14 protein-coding genes are annotated in these 17553 nt (G+C 38.2%); all 14 read right to left on the reverse strand.

The features are described 5' to 3' along the window. Nucleotides 1-17 precede the first annotated feature (17 nt). The 14 genes from BM161_RS11415 to BM161_RS11480 all read right to left on the reverse strand — a co-directional run bounded on the left by BM161_RS11415 (nt 18) and on the right by BM161_RS11480 (nt 17536). Nucleotides 18-773, reverse strand: a complete 756-nt coding sequence (locus BM161_RS11415) for an amino acid ABC transporter ATP-binding protein (protein ID WP_074932799.1) — start codon at nt 771-773, stop codon at nt 18-20. Between the two features lie 95 nt (nt 774-868). After that, nucleotides 869-1546, reverse strand: coding sequence for an amino acid ABC transporter permease (locus tag BM161_RS11420; protein ID WP_074932801.1), 678 nt, complete (start codon nt 1544-1546; stop codon nt 869-871). Next, nucleotides 1546-2352: an amino acid ABC transporter substrate-binding protein gene (locus tag BM161_RS11425; RefSeq protein ID WP_074932803.1), complete on the reverse strand. Its 807-nt coding sequence runs from the start codon at nt 2350-2352 to the stop codon at nt 1546-1548. The genes BM161_RS11420 and BM161_RS11425 overlap by 1 nt, the downstream gene beginning before the upstream one ends. 4 nt (nt 2353-2356) lie before the next feature. Beyond that, nucleotides 2357-3781, reverse strand: coding sequence for an argininosuccinate lyase (gene argH / locus BM161_RS11430; protein WP_074932805.1), 1425 nt, complete (start codon nt 3779-3781; stop codon nt 2357-2359). A 117-nt stretch (nt 3782-3898) separates the two neighbouring features. Beyond that, the gene (locus BM161_RS11435) at nt 3899-5308 is read right to left on the reverse strand and encodes a type 2 periplasmic-binding domain-containing protein (RefSeq protein WP_074932806.1); all 1410 of its coding nucleotides are present in this window, start codon (nt 5306-5308) and stop codon (nt 3899-3901) included. 122 nt (nt 5309-5430) lie between these two features. After that, nucleotides 5431-6447 carry a carbohydrate ABC transporter permease gene (locus BM161_RS11440; protein WP_074932808.1) on the reverse strand — a complete coding sequence of 339 codons (1017 nt, stop codon included), beginning with the start codon at nt 6445-6447 and terminating at the stop codon, nt 5431-5433. Continuing rightward, a complete protein-coding gene (locus BM161_RS11445) occupies nt 6440-7351 on the reverse strand; it encodes a carbohydrate ABC transporter permease (RefSeq protein ID WP_074932809.1) in 912 nt (303 codons plus the stop codon). Before BM161_RS11445 ends, BM161_RS11440 begins: the two co-directional genes overlap by 8 nt. A gap of 1 nt (nt 7352) precedes the next feature. Next, complete coding sequence (locus tag BM161_RS11450) at nt 7353-10016, reverse strand: DUF5696 domain-containing protein (protein WP_074932811.1); 2664 nt, start codon at nt 10014-10016, stop codon at nt 7353-7355. 16 nt (nt 10017-10032) lie between these two features. Then, complete coding sequence (locus tag BM161_RS11455; protein ID WP_074932813.1) at nt 10033-10710, reverse strand: Yip1 family protein; 678 nt, start codon at nt 10708-10710, stop codon at nt 10033-10035. Then, a complete protein-coding gene (locus tag BM161_RS11460) occupies nt 10707-12182 on the reverse strand; it encodes a hypothetical protein (protein ID WP_074932814.1) in 1476 nt (491 codons plus the stop codon). The genes BM161_RS11455 and BM161_RS11460 overlap by 4 nt, the downstream gene beginning before the upstream one ends. Before the next feature lie 4 nt (nt 12183-12186). Beyond that, nucleotides 12187-13083 carry a carbohydrate ABC transporter permease gene (locus BM161_RS11465; RefSeq protein ID WP_074932816.1) on the reverse strand — a complete coding sequence of 299 codons (897 nt, stop codon included), beginning with the start codon at nt 13081-13083 and terminating at the stop codon, nt 12187-12189. Nucleotides 13084-13098: 15 nt separating this feature from the next. Next, a complete protein-coding gene (locus tag BM161_RS11470; protein WP_074932817.1) occupies nt 13099-14037 on the reverse strand; it encodes a carbohydrate ABC transporter permease in 939 nt (312 codons plus the stop codon). A 13-nt stretch (nt 14038-14050) separates the two neighbouring features. Continuing rightward, nucleotides 14051-17092: an extracellular solute-binding protein gene (locus tag BM161_RS11475; RefSeq protein ID WP_074932819.1), complete on the reverse strand. Its 3042-nt coding sequence runs from the start codon at nt 17090-17092 to the stop codon at nt 14051-14053. 108 nt (nt 17093-17200) lie between these two features. After that, nucleotides 17201-17536 carry a PspC domain-containing protein gene (locus tag BM161_RS11480; RefSeq protein WP_074932821.1) on the reverse strand — a complete coding sequence of 112 codons (336 nt, stop codon included), beginning with the start codon at nt 17534-17536 and terminating at the stop codon, nt 17201-17203. Nucleotides 17537-17553 lie beyond the last annotated feature (17 nt).

Here is a 17553-nt window from a genome sequence, read left to right on the forward strand (position 1 = left end):
TCTTAAATAATAAAAAATTAAAGATTATTAAATCTTGATAAAAATGCCTTTGTTCGTTCTGCCTTTGGATTATTGATAAGCTGCATTGGCTCGCCTTCTTCCACAATAACTCCGCCATCCATAAAAATTATGTGGTTTGAAATATCGCGGGCAAAAGCCATTTCGTGAGTAACAACAACCATTGTCATTTTTTCTGATGCAAGTTCTTTGATTACTGCAAGAATTTCACCGGTAAGTTCCGGGTCAAGCGCTGAAGTTGGTTCATCAAAAAGAAGAACTTCCGGTTTAAGGGCAAGCGCACGGGCAATTGAAACACGCTGCTGCTGACCACCAGAAAGTTCACACGGATAAGCTTCTGCTTTTGCAGCAAGGCCCATGCGTTCAAGGAGATCCATTGCCATAGCTTCTGCTTCCTGCTTTGATTTTTTAAGAACACGAATCTGAGGTGCTGTAATATTTTTTAATACTGAATAATGAGGAAACAGGTTGAAATTCTGAAATACAAGTCCGCTTTTTAAAATGATATCATGACGTGTTTTTTTGTCTGCATAAACACCGTTTTCTACAAGAGTCTTTCCACAGATTTTGATTGTTCCGTCTGTTACATTTTCAAGCTGAGAAATACAGCGGAGCATTGTAGATTTTCCCGAACCGCTTGGACCGATAATACTCAATACCTCGCCCTTCTCTACAGAAAATGAGATTCCCTTTAAGATTTCAAGATTATCATTAAAAGTCTTTCGCAAATTTTCAACTTTGATTATTTCTTCCATATTTTCCTATTTTTATATAGAGATTGCTTCGCCTACGGCTCGCAATGACGTCATTGCGAGGAGCGAAGCGACGTGGCAATCCATTTTCAGTCAACTTAACTATAATAACTCAATTTCTTTTCTAATCGCTGAAAGGCAATCGAAACTACCCAGTTCATCACAAAATAGAATACACCGGCAATAAACAACGGAACAAAAGAGAACATAGCACCCTGTCTTTCCTTTGCAACCATAAGAAGCTCAGAAACTCCAATTACAGAAACAAGAGCGGTATCCTTTACAAGTGTGATTACCTCGTTTCCCATTGCAGGGACAATACGCTTAATTACCTGAGGCAATACAACTCTGAAAAAAGTCTGCGAAGGTGTGTATCCCAAAACCTTTGCCGCTTCGTACTGACCTCTAGGAATAGACTCAATTCCTCCGCGGTAGATTTCTGCAAAATACGCAGCGTAGTTTATTGAAAGCGCTACAATGGCAGCGGCAAAACGATTCCATCTGAAAGTAACGTCATAGCCACGTGAAATGAGCCAGCGTACAAAAAGGCCTGGTCCAAAATAAACGACCAGAAGCTGGAGCATAAGAGGAGTTCCACGGATGATTAACAAAAAAACATTTGTTGTTCCACTAAGCAGCTTGTGTCTGGACATTCTGCCCATAGCGATTGGTAAGGCAAGTGGGATAGAAAAGATTATTGTAAGAAAAAAAACTTCAAGCGATGTAACAGAACCGTTAAGCATCGCATGAAGCATTTTGATATATCTGTCAGACATTATTTAATAGTAGAAATATCGCGGCCAAACCACTTCTGGCTGATTGCTGTTACAGTTCCATCAGCCTGCATTTCTTTGAGAATTGCCCATACTGCATCACGCAATTCTGGTTCATTCTTTCTGAAGCCGATTCCGTAACCTTCGTTAGCAAGTGATTCGTTGATTACTCTAAAAGGCTTTTTTGTCTGAGCGATAGAATAGTTAGCAACAACACTGTCCATTACAACACCATCAAGACCACCAATATCAAGGTCGTTCAAGGCTGTAATATTATCTTTGAACATAATGATTTTTGAAATTGATGAAGCAAATGCTGCATTATCATCAACAGCTTCCTGTGCACTTGAACCGCTCTGAATACCAACGATTTTTCCTGTCATTCCGGCAAGAGAAGTAATTCCGCTGTCTTCGCGAACTACAAGTACCTGATCATTATTCAAATAAGCCTCTGTAAATGAAAGAGCCTTTCTTCTGTCATCTGTGATTGTAAAACCATTCCAGATACAGTCAATTTTTCCTGTTTCAAGTTCCATTTCCTTTGCATCCCAGTCAATTGGCTGAGCACGGAAATCAACACCAAGTCGTTTTGCAACTTCTTTTGCAAGGTCAATATCATAACCTACAATTTCGTTATCTTCACTTCTGAAACCAAGTGGAGGAAATGAATCATCAAGACCAAGTACAAAAGTACCGCGAGCCTTGAGTGCTTCAACAGCATCTCCGCCTGCCTTTTTATCAGTTTTCTTACAACCTGTAACTGCAATAAGTGCTCCAAGCATAAGAGCAGCTGCAATAAGTTTTTTCATAGTCTTACTCCTTAATATCATTATCCTTAATAAATTTCATAAGTTTATCTATCTGCTTCTGAACCTCAGATGGGGCTGGTCCGCCGATAGTTTTTCTGATTTCTACACACTTTGCAGGTGTAATCAGTTCAAAAATATCCTTTTCGAAAAGCGGTGAGGCTTTTTCGTACTCAGCAAAATCAAGTTCTTCGAGCAGGCAGTTTTTCTCAATTGCAATGCGTACAAGACCTGCAGAAACTCCATGTGCTGTACGGAATGGAAGCCCCTTACGAACAAGGTAGTCTGCAATATCAGTTGCATTAAGATAGCCACCGTCACAGCTTTTTGTCATGATATCCTTATTCCATTTTGCGGTACGAACCATTTCTGCAAAAATGCGTACACTTGAAATAACTGTATCATAAGCTTCAAAGAAGCTTGATTTATCTTCCTGCATATCGCGGTCATAAGCAAGAGGAAGTCCCTTCATCATTGTAAAGAGAGCAACCATATCACCATAAACACGGCCGGTTTTTCCACGGATAAGTTCTGCAAAATCAGGATTCTTCTTTTGCGGCATAATTGAACTTCCGGTACTCCACTTTTCACTAAGATCAATAAAGCTGAATTCTGTTGTTGACCACAAAACAATTTCTTCACAGGCACGAGAAAGATGCATCTGTAAAATAGAAAGATCAGAGGCAACTTCAAGGTAATAGTCGCGGTCTGAAACTGAATCAAGGGAGTTATCAGTTACTCCACCAAAACCAAGAAGTTCTGCTTCGTAGGCACGGTCAAGCGGAAGACCACTTCCGGCAAGAGCACACGAACCAATTGGTGAAAGGTCTGCTCTTTTTGCGGCATCTCCAAGGCGTGTAAAATCACGGCTGAACATCCAGGCCCAGGCACAAACATGATGTGCAAGAGTTACAGGCTGAGCGTGCTGCATATGAGTAAAGCCTGGAATAAGTACATCTTTATTTTCAGTTGCAATATTTGTAAGGACTGAAATAAGATTAAGAACTTCTTTCTGAAGGTCTTTAATCTGTGAACGAAGATAAAGCTTTTCGTCCAGAGCAATCTGGTCATTACGGCTTCGGCCTGTATGAACCTTTTTTCCAGCCTCACCAATTCTGTCTGTGAGGGTTGCTTCAACAAAAGAATGGATATCTTCTGCAGAAAGATCTACCTTAAGCTTGTCTGCCTGTAAATCATCTTTTATTGAATTAAGTCCATCTATAATCTGATTTTTTTCATCTTCAGAAATAAGGCCTGTTTTACAGAGCATTTTTGCATGAGCAATGCTTCCATCAATATCAACAAAAGCCATTCTCATATCATCATTTATGGAAGTTTCAAACTTAACAGCGTCTGCATCTGGACCTTCCTTAAAACGTCCGTGCCACAAAGCTGCGTGATTGTCGTTAGTAATTGTACCGTGCTTTGACATAATTTTATTATATAAAAATCTAGTCTTAATTTCAATTCAGAATAAAACGTATAAAAAAAGGCGGGTGCCGTTAGACACTCGCCTTTATTAATTACCTGATGTTCATTTTACAAATTATTATTTGTTGATGTCATCAAGGTAAGACTGAAGTTCGTTTCTGATTCCTTCAAGTGACTGCTGTGGAGCAACCTGAGTACCAGCATACCAGTCCCAAGAAATTCTTGAGTAGTTGTTGTTGAAGTTAGGGAGAAGCCACTCAATGAATCCGATGTTGTTGTCTCTCATCATCTGCATTGTTTCATCAACAGCGCGTGAATCGCGGAAGTTAGTATAGTAGCTTTCCTTCCAAGCTTCTGGATCATCATAACCTGGTACAGGATCTGTCCAGAGGTCATAGATTTTCATGATCTTGTTAATCTTATCCTGTGAGTAGAATGCAGGGATAACGTTCATGTTGTCTGTATTTGTTGTGAATGCTTTTCCTGGTTCTTTTGATGGCCAGCAAACCATACCCCAGTCATCCTTCATATCCTGAAGCATACCGTTAGCATTTGAATCGTACTGCTGGTTGTCATAGAAAGCAGCCTTTCCGTTCATGAAGTCAGACTTGAAGTAGTCCCAGTTAGCACCTTCACCCTGTGGAATCTGATACTTAGAGAACAAATCACGAGCAAAGTTCAAAGACTCGATGAGTTTTGGATCATCAAAGTTCAACTGATATTTTCCGTTTGAATCAACTGTTACAAGTGATGTTCCGTTACCCAAAAGTGCTGGGATAAGAGTTTCAGAGTTGAAACCTGCAAGACCATACTGGTCAATTACACCATCGTTGTCTGTATCTTTTGTAAGGTTAGCGAGCATTTCTTCGAATGTAGCCCATGACCATTTTCCATCTCTCTGGAGATTGTATGGTTCGTCTGGATCATATCCGTTTTCTTTAAGAATTCTCTTGTTGAAGTAGATACAAGCACGTGGTTCTGGATCGCTAGCAGCGAATGTATATCCAGGAATTACGTTGTTAACAGCCTTGTTCCATTTCTTATCTGTCCAGTCAATTCCTGGAACTTTAGAAACATCTGCCCAAAGGCCCTGTGTATAACCAGGAATAGCAGAACGTCCATCAATAATGAAGATACGTGCATCATCAGCACCTGTAATACAGTAGTTAGCTACTTCTGTTGGGTGTTCACTCCAACCATCACCACGCTGTACACACTTGAAGTTATAAGTCTCTTCAAGATATGTGCGGTATGCAAGCTGATCTTCCTGTGCTTTATTAGCAGGAGCTGGAGTTTCTGTACCAGACCACCAGTCAAAAACAACTACTTCAAGACCACCAAAGTCATAAGCCTTCTTAGTTGCAGGGTCTTTCTGAACCTTAAGTTTTGAATAATCACCATTAGCAGCTGCTTCAAGAGCGGCTTTAGATGATCCACCTTTTTTTGCTGATGATCCACCAGCTTTGTTACATCCAGTAAGTGCAAGAGCGAGCACTGCTGAAGCTGCAACGATAGCAATCTTTTTCATAATTTATACTCCTTTTTTTTATGCCGTAAACCAGCAATATTGCCTATTTACGTAAATTATAACACCACTTTTCAGAAATTGTATACGAAATTTCACCTAGGTTTATGGTGATTCGCTTTTGGTTACATCTTAACACCAGTACTTGCCAAACTTTCTACGAACATTCTCTGACAGAAGATGTAAAGAATGATTACAGGGAAAATTGACATTAATGTTGCTGTTGAAAGAATTGCATTTGCATAACCAGTTGGAACAATCGCAGTACCACCATTAAGCTGTGCAAGATAACCACCAAGTTTTTCAACTACGTTACCAAGGTTTCCAGCAAGAAGCTTGATTTTTCCCAAGAACATATTTGAATAGAAACCATCTGTCCACTGCCATACAAATGAGAAGAGGAAGCATGATGTAATGATTGGTTTTGCACCAGGTACCATAATTCTTACAAAGGTTTTAAGCGGGCCACAACCGTCTACATAAGCAGCCTCTTCAAGTTCAAATGGGAAGCCCATAAAGAACTGGCGGATCATAAAAATGTAAAGTCCATTTTTAAGTCCCTGACAGGTCAAACACATCATAAGATATGGAAGCATATTACCGCGAAGGTTTATTGTTTTTCCAAAAAAGTTGAAATATCTGAAACTCAAAAACAATGAAGTTTGAATTGTCTGTGGTGGAATAACAATAATAAGGATTACACAGAAAAACCAGAATCTCTTAAGCGGGAACTGGAAGCGTGAGAATCCATAACCAACAATACTACACATTGCAACTTCAATTACAGAAACAAGCAGAGAAACCCAGATTGTATTAAACAAAGTTGTCTTATATTCAAGAAGAATGCTGGCAATCTTCCAGTTTGCAAGTGTAAAATGCTTTGGAATAAGTATGATTGTTGTATCATACAAATCTCTTTCAGACATAAAGCTTACTGAAATCTTATTCAAAATTGGCTGTATAATCATAAAGCACATTCCGAACAAGAGGATAAATCTGAAGAATGAAAGAAGATATTTCTTTATAGTCTCTTTAAGAAGAATGCCGTCTGAAGCTTCATTTCGTTCCCAGAAGTTTGCACGTCTTGCGGCAAGTTCAGCTTTCTTTGAAGCCTTTTGTACTTTCTTTTCATCTTTAGTCATAGTTATACACCACCTTTGAAATAATAAATGAAGAAATACCAATCAGGAGCATACAGATAACAAAGTATGACCAGGCCATAGCCGCACTAAAGCCGTATTCCATAAGCTGCATGTTATCATTGATTTTGGTCATAATTTCATTATCAGTCTTCATAAAGAAGTCTACAATTGTATAAATCCAGCAAACAGGAAGCAAAGGACTTACCATAGGAATTGTGATTTTACACATGCTTTCCCAGGCAGTACATCCTTCCATCTGAGCAGCTTCATACATACTTGGAGAAATATTCTGCAAACCAGAAAGGAAGATGATAATCTGAATACCAGATGCCATTGCAACATCATAAATAGAATCAATGATCTCAAATACCTTTTTAAAGGTTTTACCACTAATTCCGCTTAAACCCTCACTTGATGAAACAAGAATTCGTTCCAGTACATCTGTAATACTGTTTACATTACCTGCTTCTTCAATAGAGTTTTTAATCTGTGTCATAAGAGCATTGTTAGTTTCAAGTCCAAGAAGTACTCCCGAAGAAAGAATTACTGCAAGGAAGAAGATTGAACGTGCAAGTGTTCTACCCTTAAATTTCTGATTAAGCAGAAGTGCAACAAAGAAGCTGAATACTACAGTAGCAATTGAACGGTAAATCATATTACCAATTCCTTCTACGAGCATTCTGTTAAACTCAGAGTCTACAAGGAAGGCTCTCTTAAAGTTTGCAAAATGATTGTTCTCAAGAGAGAAGCCCTGTGTAGAAATGTTTACCTGCGAAAGCGCCATCTGCAAAGAACCAAACAGCGGCTTTACCATCAGGAAAATAAAACCGATTATAAACGGCAATATAAAAAGATATCCGTAAAGAGCTCTGCGACCCATCAGCCCTATTTTTCGTTTTTTCATTTTAGTCCTCCACCGCAAAAACTCTATAGTCTCTTTCAGGAATATGCTGTCTTGTAGAAGTCCAGAAATCTGAATAACCAAAGTTTACGTATACAACATAACCATTATCAAAGGTTGTTTTTGTAACCTGTTCAGAAACATATTCATGATCAACAATCAGGCAGTTTGCAACTGCGGCCAATTCTTTATTATATCTGTTGTAAGAATCTTCAAGTTCATCTTTCCAGGAATCAAAACAGCTTGAATAATATTCTGTGTAATTTGTATCCTGTAATTTCTTTGGAGAAGCCTGCATAAACGAATAATAAAGTCCTGCACCAGTTTCTGCAGATTCAAGAATAAGCTGGTCTTTTTCATAACCAAGATTGATAGGTGAACCTGCATAGTTTTTATAACCATGCAATGCAATCTGATAGAATGGAACATTCTTATCAACAATTGCGTAATCGTTTCCGTGAAGTTCCATGTTTGTAATGAAATCAACATAATTAAGGGTATAATCGTTACCGGCATTTACCATAACGCCAAGCCCCTTATCATTTGCATCCTTCATCTTATCCTGCTGAGCCTGTCTTGCAGACGCGCGGGTTGTTACATGCTTTTCATTAAAGTCTGATGAAAGAGTTTTTCCGTTATCACTATATGAAATACCATCAAGACCAAGTTTAGAAGCGCTCTTTGTTAGTACATCTGCACACTTATCGCGCAAAGCCTGGCGCAAAAGATAATAGTTATCTCTACCATCATCTTTACCATACCAGATGGTTGAGTATTCACTAAGCTTACAAAGTTCATCACTTACAAAGCGTGCTGCATCTCTATATTTGAAGAAGCCCTTGAACAAGCCAGTTCTGTACTGTGTCTGAACTGAACCGTCAAGATAAAGCTTTGCAGAAGAATCTTCTGTAGACTTTACAAGCTTTTTAAATCCACCCTTTCCACCAAGGCTCTTAATAAAGCGCACTTTATTGAGCATTGTTGAACGAATACCTTCATTGATAAAGCCTGAAAGTTTGTAGCTGACATTATTCAGTTTCATTTCATCAATCTGCTCAATAATATCTGCTGCTTCCTTATAAGTTGTAAGTGCATAAGGCTTTGTCTTTGGCATTCCCAAAACCTGCTGTTTCTTTTCAACAGCACCAATAAGTTCTACTGCAAGTGGAATATCCTTGTTCTGTGTCTTTTTAGCACCGGCAAACAGATAATTTCTGTATTCCTTAGCCATATCAACATAAGAAGGAGCTTCAACAAATACGAAAGACTGTTTAATCACTTCTCCCTTTGGAAGTGCATTTTCATAAATATACTGCTTACTTGTAGTACGTGCAGAAACATCAAACTCTTCGCTGTGAAGCATTTTATAGTCAAAGCGAGCATAGTTGTAACTTCCAAGTTTTCCTGCAATTTCTGCAGTTACACCGGCATATTCTGCACCAGAATTAATAATAGAAATAAATCCAGAATCTCCATTTGCAATTCCAAATACTGGATATGTTGCACGGGTTTCGGTAACAATAGCCTTACGGTCCATTGCATAATCCCAACCATAGCAGTCTGCATAATATGTGTTCTGTCTTGTTTTACCGTTATTGAAGTTGATTAAGCTTCCGCCTCCATCTGGAACGAGGATGAAGCCTGTATCGGTATTGCTTCCAGCTCCAAAATATGGAAGAACAGAAACCTGTGTAAGAGGATACTTCAAGCGGTAAGAAATCTCATCAAAAGGAATTTCTACGCTAAAGCCTTTGTCGTCAAGTTTGTAAATAACAGAAAGGCTGAAAGCTGGAACTTCCTTAATATTTGTTTCTTTATAAAGTTCCTTGTTTTCAAGGTAATCCTCATAAGTAAAGCCCTGTTTTGCAAAAAGAACTTCCATCTGTTCCTTAATGTGGTTCTGCAAAGTTTCAAATACAAGGTACAGTGGCTCTTCTTCAATTTTTGGATACTTTGCAATCATTGCATCACGTTCATCACCCTTAAGACTGCTCATTGTATATTTGTGATAAGAACGCTCAAGTGCACGAGTATCTGTTTTAGAAAGACCCTCTTCCCACTTTTCAAGATCTGACTGATAAAGAATAAGAGGGAAAATATATTCACGATCCATCTGACCAATTGTATAGTCTACACGGATTTCCTGACCATTCTTTGAAACTGTATAAAACTTACGCTCTACACTGTTAGAGAAAATATCATAAACTTCATCTGTACCGTTCTGAGTAGAATACTTTACAAGCAATGGAGAACGCATATTGTTCTTTTCGCTTGGAAGAGCAATTTTATCTGACTGAACAGCTGGTGGGTTTGAATACCATACATGGCCATTCTTTTTCTGAGTAACAGTAAACTGTGTAGTTCTTGAATCAAGTTCAAACTTAATATTGTTATTCTCAAGAATATAAGTTTCTGGCTGCTGTTCTTCATTGTACTCATAATATTCCAATGGAGGCTGTACTGCCTGTGCAACCATAACAAGGCGAATAACTATATATGTAATAAAACCAAGAATAGCTAAAGTGAATCCAAAGCCAACCCAGAATTTTGGTGTAGGTTTATGGAATTCAAAAGTCTTTGTCTTCATTGGTTTTGGAGGTCCAATATACCAGTCTGGATATTTAGATCTCTTTGCTTTTTTTGCTTTCTTTTCTTTTTCGTCTTTCATAAATATCCTTCCTTCGTCAGTTCAACCTGAAGATTACTTCTCGCCCAAGGGAAACGAAATAGTTAATTCCCTGCGAAATCATACTGAAGAACAACAGCATGATAAAAATAAAGATGAGCATTCCGAAAATGGTAAAAATTGTAAACAACAATGTTTTTCCAAATCCGTACTGATGAATCATCATCATTGCCATAAAGATAAGAACTGCACACCAGATAATTGAGATGGTATTAAACACATCGTAGAATGCTGCTTCATCTTTTGTAACAATATTACTAAGGATGATGATAGGAATCTGAATCAGCGGATACGGAGTAAGCGCGTAGGCAGATCCCATATAAATATCTCCAAGATGACCTTTTCCGTCGAACAGGGTTGTAAGAGCCCAGTTACAAACACAGAAAATCAAAAGTGGAATAAGGATTGATGCAAACTCTTCAAAAATGTTTACTTCTTCCCAGTGAACATTCATTACAACAAAGCTTGTAAAACGAAGACGCCATACACTGGTAAGCAGAGTAAGAATTACAATAAAGTTTGCTGCGGCATATGAACCACGTTTTGCGTGAATCAAATCCCAGAAACCATCTGCCGGATGGAATATTACATAAAGAGAATACTTGAGAGTATCTCGAAATCTTACATAAGTTGATTTATCTGTAAGCTTTTTTAATCTTCTTGTTATATAACTCATAATGAATTGATCTCCCATTTAATTCTTTTTACCCATCCGATAACAAGAGGGATAAGAATAATTACTACTACAATAATTGTAAGCCATGCAAAGTTTTTCTCAATCCATTCCTTACGGTAATACTTGAATGCCTTAGAATAATCGCGGCGGTCACGCTTAAGCTTAAAATATTCCATTGCATCCTTGTATCTTTTCTGGCGGAGATAAGCTTTACCCAAACCAATATATGCAAGATCATAGTTACCGTTTAACTTAAGTACTTTTTCCCAGGTTGCTGCTGATTCATCATATTCACCAACAGAGAACTGTTCCTCTGCAGTATAAATAAGATTACAGTAATCTGTAGGAGTAAATACTGTAAGAGAAGCAGATGTAGAATCGAGTACGAAGAGGTCTTTTCCAATGTGCTCAAGAGAAGAAGCCTTACGGAAGTTTCCTTTTGTATTACCCTTTCCACCAAAGCTGAACAAAAGATAGCCCTGATTATTGTAGGCAAAAATACGTCCACGGTTTTCATCAAGAGCAAGATAAATCTCGTTATCTAATACTGTAATATCAGACATTCTTGAAGGACCAGAAACACCACCGGCATTACCCCAGATAACATCACCAATAGGATATTCGTATCCATTCTGAACAAGGATATCTGTACCAAGAGCATTCAAACGGCGGATTGGAGCAGCCTTGCCGGAACGAAGATCATATTCCTCAAAGCTTGCAGTTACTGCATAAATCAATCCTTCTTTATCAATAAAGCAGTTAGAATATTCTGTAGGAACAAAAGATTCCATTCTGGCTTTCTGTGCTTCTGTTGCAAACTTCTTCCACAAAAGATCAATAGGATTAACAATTACTTTTGTTGCTCCGTAATATCCCTGGAAAGAACCATCTGCTTCATACTTCAAAAATCCTTTTGTAACGTTCTTTGAAAGAAGGTAAACACGGTCTTTTGAATCTGCAATTACTCTTGAAGGAAGATAAGCCTTGCCTTTTTCATAGGTAGGATCATCTGGCTCTGTAATTACAAGAAGAACATTAAGATCCTTATCTGTTTTAAGAACACGACCATTCTGTGTATCTGCAATAAATAAATATCCGTTTGGACTTACATAAATATCCTGTGGAGCTTTGAAGGTTGTATTTTCGCCAACAAGTGGGCTGTCGTTTACACGATCAATTACCTTTACCAGTTCCAGAGTTTTTTTCTGAGTATATGTAAGAACAACAATACGGTTATTATCTGTATCTACCAGATAAATTGTGTTTCCATCTGCGAACAAAGATGTAGGATTTTTCAATGGCTTATCCAAACCTAAGTCGTTTGCATAAAGCACATGAGAAACACGATATGCATCTGGAGACTTTTCTATATCATCCCAGAAGTTATAAGTATAAGTATCTGCTTTTGCAAAAAGTCCTGCACACAATGTGAAAAGACTTGCAATTAATAAAAATATCTTTCGTCTATTCATACCGCTAGTCCTTTAATCCAGATGTTGCCATTGTTTCCATAATCTGACTCTGAGAGAAGATAAAGAAAATAATTGGCACTGACATTGTCAAAACGATTACAGCGTTCTGCTGTCCCTGACGTGCAATTACGCCGAGAGCGGCAACCTGATCCAAAGCATAACGAAGCATTTTCTTACTTTCAGTATAGATGTACTGAATCTGTGCGTTATTCCAAAGATTCTGAATAGAGAAAATTGAGATTGTAAGCCATGCAGGTTTTACGTTTGGCATTACAAGCTTAAAGAAAATCAACAATTCACTTGCACCGTCAATCTTTGCAGCCTCTACGAGAGACATTGGGAAGCCGTCCATAAACTGCTTCATAAGGAAGAGTCCAAGAGAACCACCGATTGCAGGAAGAATAAGTGCCCAGTAAGTATCTACCATGTGAAGTTTACACAAGATAAGATAGTTAGGAATACCTGTTACATAACCATTGAACATAAGTGCAATAACTGCAACGCGGAAGAAAAGCTGTCCACCAGGGAAGCGGTATTTAGCAAGTACGTAAGCAGCCATAGAAGCAATAATTACATGACCAAAGGTACCAACTGCAGTGATAAACACTGTATTCCATACATAGCGTGAAAGAGGAACCCAGCCCTGGCTCAAAGTTACAAACAGATCAGAGAAGTTATCTGTTGTAGGATGCTTTGGAAGAATTGTAGGAGGATTCTTAAGAACCTCATCCAAAGGCTTTAATGAGTTACAAACAGCCCAGAAAAGTGGGAACAACATCATCAATGAACAGATTCCAAGGAAGATGTAGATTCCGACATCACCACCGATAGAACGGTTTGGCTTACGGCGGAATTTGTAATGATGAATTGTCTGTTCTTTATATAAATTCTTAGATTTCATTTTCAGCACCCCCTATTAGTGTCCTACTCTATTCAAGAGTGCCTGAATAGCTTTATTACAAAGAATCATTGTAATAAACAATACAGTTGCAATTGCAGAAGCGTATCCCATTTCAAAGCGTGTAAAGCCGTAGTCAAAAAGATGAGTTACGATTGTACGTGCACAATAGTCAGTAGAAGGATAACCTGCAAGCTGCATTGGAATATCACATACGTTGAAAGCAGTTGTGATTGACATTACAGCTCCGAACAGCAGCATAGGCTTCATGTTTGGAAGTGTAATGAACCAGAGTTCCTGCCAGCGGTTCTGAATACCGTCGATATAACCGGCTTCATACTGAGCCTTATCAATACCCTTAAGACCAGCTACGAATGAAAGAAAGCCTGTACCAAGTGAAGTCCACAGGATTACAGGAACAATAACCTTCATTACATTCTGCGGATTTGTAAGGAACAGAATTGGTGTATTTGTAAAACCGTGTGTAATAAGGAAGCGGTTAATCCATCCGTTAGCATCATCATTGAACAACTGCTTGAATACTACGAAGGCAGTTCCCGAAATAGATGGTGCATAGAAGAAGAATACAACCAGAGTACGAACCCACTTTGGAAGCTCATTAATAAGCCATGCAAAAATAAACGCCATGATGTATCCGACTGGTCCTGTGATGATGGCAACAAGGAAAGTATTCTTGATTGCGATAGTAAATACTTCATCTTCCAGGAACAGGTTCAGATAGTTTCTAGCTCCAATAAAATCTGGCTTTTCCAAAATATTGTAGTTAGTAAAACTAAAATAAATTGAAGTAACCATAGGAAGTACATAGAATGTAATAAAAAGTACTGCATACGGCAGCAGGAAAGCATAACAAACCTTATTCTTTCTTGCATTTCGAACTAAATCAGAAGCCGCAAGTCTTTTTTTAGCTAAATATTTAGAAAACTTTTCATTCATGATTATCTCCTGACTAATCCTCTGCTACAGGCAGGTTAAATTCCTGTCGCTTACGAGTAAGCTCTTCGTTGATTTTACGAGTGTAATCAATAAGAGTTTCACGAGCATCATCCTGCTCATTAATTACTTTACGTGTACCATTTACAATGTGTCGTGGAGTATAGTAACTACCAGGAACTTCTGGAACACCTACAGTTTCATTAAGAGAGTTTTCAAGAACACGAATCTGACTTGTGTTCCATGAAAGCTGCTTCAAAGCATCAACGTTTGCTGTTGTATAACGAGCAGAAGCACCAAGCAAAGCTTCCATTTCACGTCCAAAGCGAACCTGAACATCTGTAGAAACCCACCACTTCATAAACTCCCATGAATCTTTCATACGAGTTTCATTTTTCATAACTTCATTCCAGGTCTTTTCATCGATTCCAGGAATAATACCTTCTTCAAAGGTCTTTCCGTTATTATCGCTGTAGGCAAGTTCAGGAAGATTTGAAAGGTCAAGGTCATCAAGATCTATACCCTTCTTAATCATCATTGTACAAACACCACCAGAAACATTTGCACGGTTGATATTTCCATTTTCATCCATTGTTCCTGGGAGATATGTGAAGTCCCAAAGTCCACGGATTTCTGGAGCACCAACAACGATTGTGTTATAGGTAGCATAGTTAGCAACACCAATTGCCATTTCACCTGTACGGAAGCGGCTCATAAAGTCATAAACGATTGGAAGACCGAAGTTGTTGTAAAGGCTTGTATATGTCTTAAAGGCTGCAATTCCAGCTTCACTGTCAATAATAGATTTTGTACCTTCTGCGTTATAAAGCTGTCCACCTCTCTGATATACCATTGAATAGAAGGCAGACATATCTGGAGTTACAATATTAGGATATGGAACACCTACAGAAATGTTATTACCCTGCAAGGTAGGAAGGATATCAAAAAGATCATCCCAAGTCTGAGGAACTTCAAGTCCCAGCTGCTCAAGAATATCTTTACGGTAGAACAAAAGGTTAAAGCTCTGAGTTTCAGGAAGCGCATAAAGTCCCTTATTATATTCAAAAGGAACATAGGCACTTCGCTTAAAGCTTTTCAGAACTTCATCACAATCATCAAAACGTCGGAGGTTTACGTTTGCATTACGCAAAGCATAGTCAACCGGCTGGTTCTGAGAAGCAGAAATAACAACATCTGGTCCGTTACCAGCAACTACGGCTGTAAGAAGAGCATCAAGCTTGATGAGCTTTACGTTTACATTAATTCCATGCTCTGGAGTAAAGCTGTCATCAATCATGTTTTTAAGAACCTGGCTCTGATCACGACCGGTAACAATCCATACTTCAATCAAATGATCTGCATCTTTTTCGTAAACACTTCCCAAAGCAGCAGAATCATAAAGGTAAGAGTTGATGAATGAAGTTACTTCATGTCCAACATTCTTAAAGAAGTTAGAACGGTCTGGCTTAATCTTATCGTTTGCACTCTGAACAAGAATATAGTCAATATCAAGCTTTGTTTCTGTCATTCTAAGCATTGAAGCTGCAAGAGTTGTTGTGTTTTCCTTGAAGTTAGAGAAACTCTTTGTAATCTTATCCGGATGCTTGTAGAACTGTTCAAGCTGGAAAGCAAGAACTTCTGCCGGAGAAATCTGATCTGACTTTTCACCTGTGATGGCAATAAAATCATCAATAATTTTATAAAGGCGCTTACTTTCAAGAAGCATTGCGTCAACTTCGTTTGGATAAACCTTCTTGATTTCGTAGTCGCGGTTCAAGTCTGGTGTATAACCTGTAAGAACAAGAATTGTACGATAGATAACATTCAAGCGGTATACAGAATCCTGTACTTCCTGAATTACTTTACCAATATCACCAAGAGTTGCTTCAAGGCGGATTTTATGAGTTCCCTTTGTAAGATAGAACTTGTAAGGCTTTTTATCACCGTCTGAAAGTGTTGCAAACTGCCAGTCTGAATCATATTTAAATCCAACTGACTTTAATGAATCAACAGGAATTTCACCATCAATATAAACAGAACGGCAAGAAACATAACCACGCTGGAAGAACTGTCTTGCTTTAAGAGAAATTGTATACCAGCCGTTTTCAGGAACTTCAAGTTCCCATTCAATCCACTGACCAGGGATCTTCCATGAATCACCACCAGTGTAGTTCAGGATTGTCTGTTTTGTACTGTAAGGTTCAGTAATTGCAGAAGAACGGTCATAGCGTGCGAACAAAGAAGGATCTGAACGTACTACAGAATCTTCTCCCTGCACCTTAATAGAAATATTTTTTCCTTCGTAGTTTTCTGGTTTTGAAGGCTGTTTTGCAAGATACTGCTCATAAGTATCATATTTTAAAACAGGACAAAGGGTAATACCACTGATAGCCATTGGCTCACTTGTAGATTCAAGTTTAATTGTATTTATACCCTTCTTGAAGTAGAATTTATAAGGATCAACTTCATAACCGAGATCACTCTTATAATATACGTCCTGATAATCAAACACTTCAACCTGTGTTGGACGGATACTGTTTCCACGGTTATCATATTTTATTGGACCGCCGTCTTTCCATAAACGGAAGAACGTAAGTGTATCTGCACCGCTAAAAGGCATTTCGCCGTTAATATACAAAATACGTTCCATATTTACGTTTCGAGAAGGAACGCCAATGTATTCCATTTTGATGTTATAGAAGCCTGCTTCCGGTACATCAACAGTCCAGGTTACAGAAGAATCTTCCTCTGTAAAAACAACATCTTTTCCCTTGTAGTTCTTTTCTACACGAACACCAGTTGATTCTGATGCATCATAATCAAGAACATTTACAGCAACGCGAGACGAAACTGATTTAGCAGAAGAATTCTCCTCTAAATACTCCTTGTAAGTTTTTGTTGTGTAAGAAGTTCCGACATTTGTAGATAAGTCATAGTTTTCGTATTTGCTACGAAAATCTTTTTCAGGAAAAAAGCTCGGGATCGCAAAAATGAGAATGATAACAACAATTGCTATCAGGACATTTCGCAACGTTTTATTAATTTTTATTCCTACCATAATAGAAACATTCTATCATAAGTATAGTTTTATACCATAGGAAAAAATTCTTACAAATACATGTTATGTAAAAAAGCCGACCCATCACATGAGTCGGCTCGCAAGTGTTTAGTCTTTCTTAAAGTAGCTGTCAAACTCTTCATCTGAATGCAGTTTTTCGTTCTTTTCCGCATTCTTTTTCTTGTCAGAAGTTCTTTCGTCTTCCGGATTTATATTTGCACTTTTAAGATTTTCTGTATCATCTTCAAAACCTTCTTCATCATTATATGGCATTACAATGCAGGCAATAAGATAAACGATGAGTCCGGCACCCTTCAAAAGACACAGAAGAGCAGCAACAATACGTACAATTGTAGGATCCATGTTGAAGTATTCTGCAAGACCACCGCAAACTCCACCAATCATCTTATTCTTTCTTGATTTATAAAGTCTTTTCTTTTCCATAATTATCATCTCCTTCT

The organism is Treponema bryantii, assembly GCF_900113965.1.
In the GTDB taxonomy this organism is placed as follows: domain Bacteria; phylum Spirochaetota; class Spirochaetia; order Treponematales; family Treponemataceae; genus Treponema_D; species Treponema_D bryantii_A.

Coding starts and splice junctions, on each gene's coding strand:
- BM161_RS11470 (WP_074932817.1), bottom strand. CDS start 14,037: ATGAATGAAAAGTTTTCTAAATATTTAGCTAAAAAAAGACTTGCGGCT.
- BM161_RS11425 (WP_074932803.1), bottom strand. CDS start 2,352: ATGAAAAAACTTATTGCAGCTGCTCTTATGCTTGGAGCACTTATTGCA.
- BM161_RS11445 (WP_074932809.1), bottom strand. CDS start 7,351: ATGAAAAAACGAAAAATAGGGCTGATGGGTCGCAGAGCTCTTTACGGA.
- BM161_RS11480 (WP_074932821.1), bottom strand. CDS start 17,536: ATGGAAAAGAAAAGACTTTATAAATCAAGAAAGAATAAGATGATTGGT.
- BM161_RS11465 (WP_074932816.1), bottom strand. CDS start 13,083: ATGAAATCTAAGAATTTATATAAAGAACAGACAATTCATCATTACAAA.
- BM161_RS11475 (WP_074932819.1), bottom strand. CDS start 17,092: ATGGTAGGAATAAAAATTAATAAAACGTTGCGAAATGTCCTGATAGCA.
- BM161_RS11420 (WP_074932801.1), bottom strand. CDS start 1,546: ATGTCTGACAGATATATCAAAATGCTTCATGCGATGCTTAACGGTTCT.
- BM161_RS11460 (WP_074932814.1), bottom strand. CDS start 12,182: ATGAATAGACGAAAGATATTTTTATTAATTGCAAGTCTTTTCACATTG.
- BM161_RS11455 (WP_074932813.1), bottom strand. CDS start 10,710: ATGAGTTATATAACAAGAAGATTAAAAAAGCTTACAGATAAATCAACT.
- BM161_RS11415 (WP_074932799.1), bottom strand. CDS start 773: ATGGAAGAAATAATCAAAGTTGAAAATTTGCGAAAGACTTTTAATGAT.
- BM161_RS11435 (WP_074932806.1), bottom strand. CDS start 5,308: ATGAAAAAGATTGCTATCGTTGCAGCTTCAGCAGTGCTCGCTCTTGCA.
- BM161_RS11450 (WP_074932811.1), bottom strand. CDS start 10,016: ATGAAAGACGAAAAAGAAAAGAAAGCAAAAAAAGCAAAGAGATCTAAA.
- BM161_RS11440 (WP_074932808.1), bottom strand. CDS start 6,447: ATGACTAAAGATGAAAAGAAAGTACAAAAGGCTTCAAAGAAAGCTGAA.
- argH (WP_074932805.1), bottom strand. CDS start 3,781: ATGTCAAAGCACGGTACAATTACTAACGACAATCACGCAGCTTTGTGG.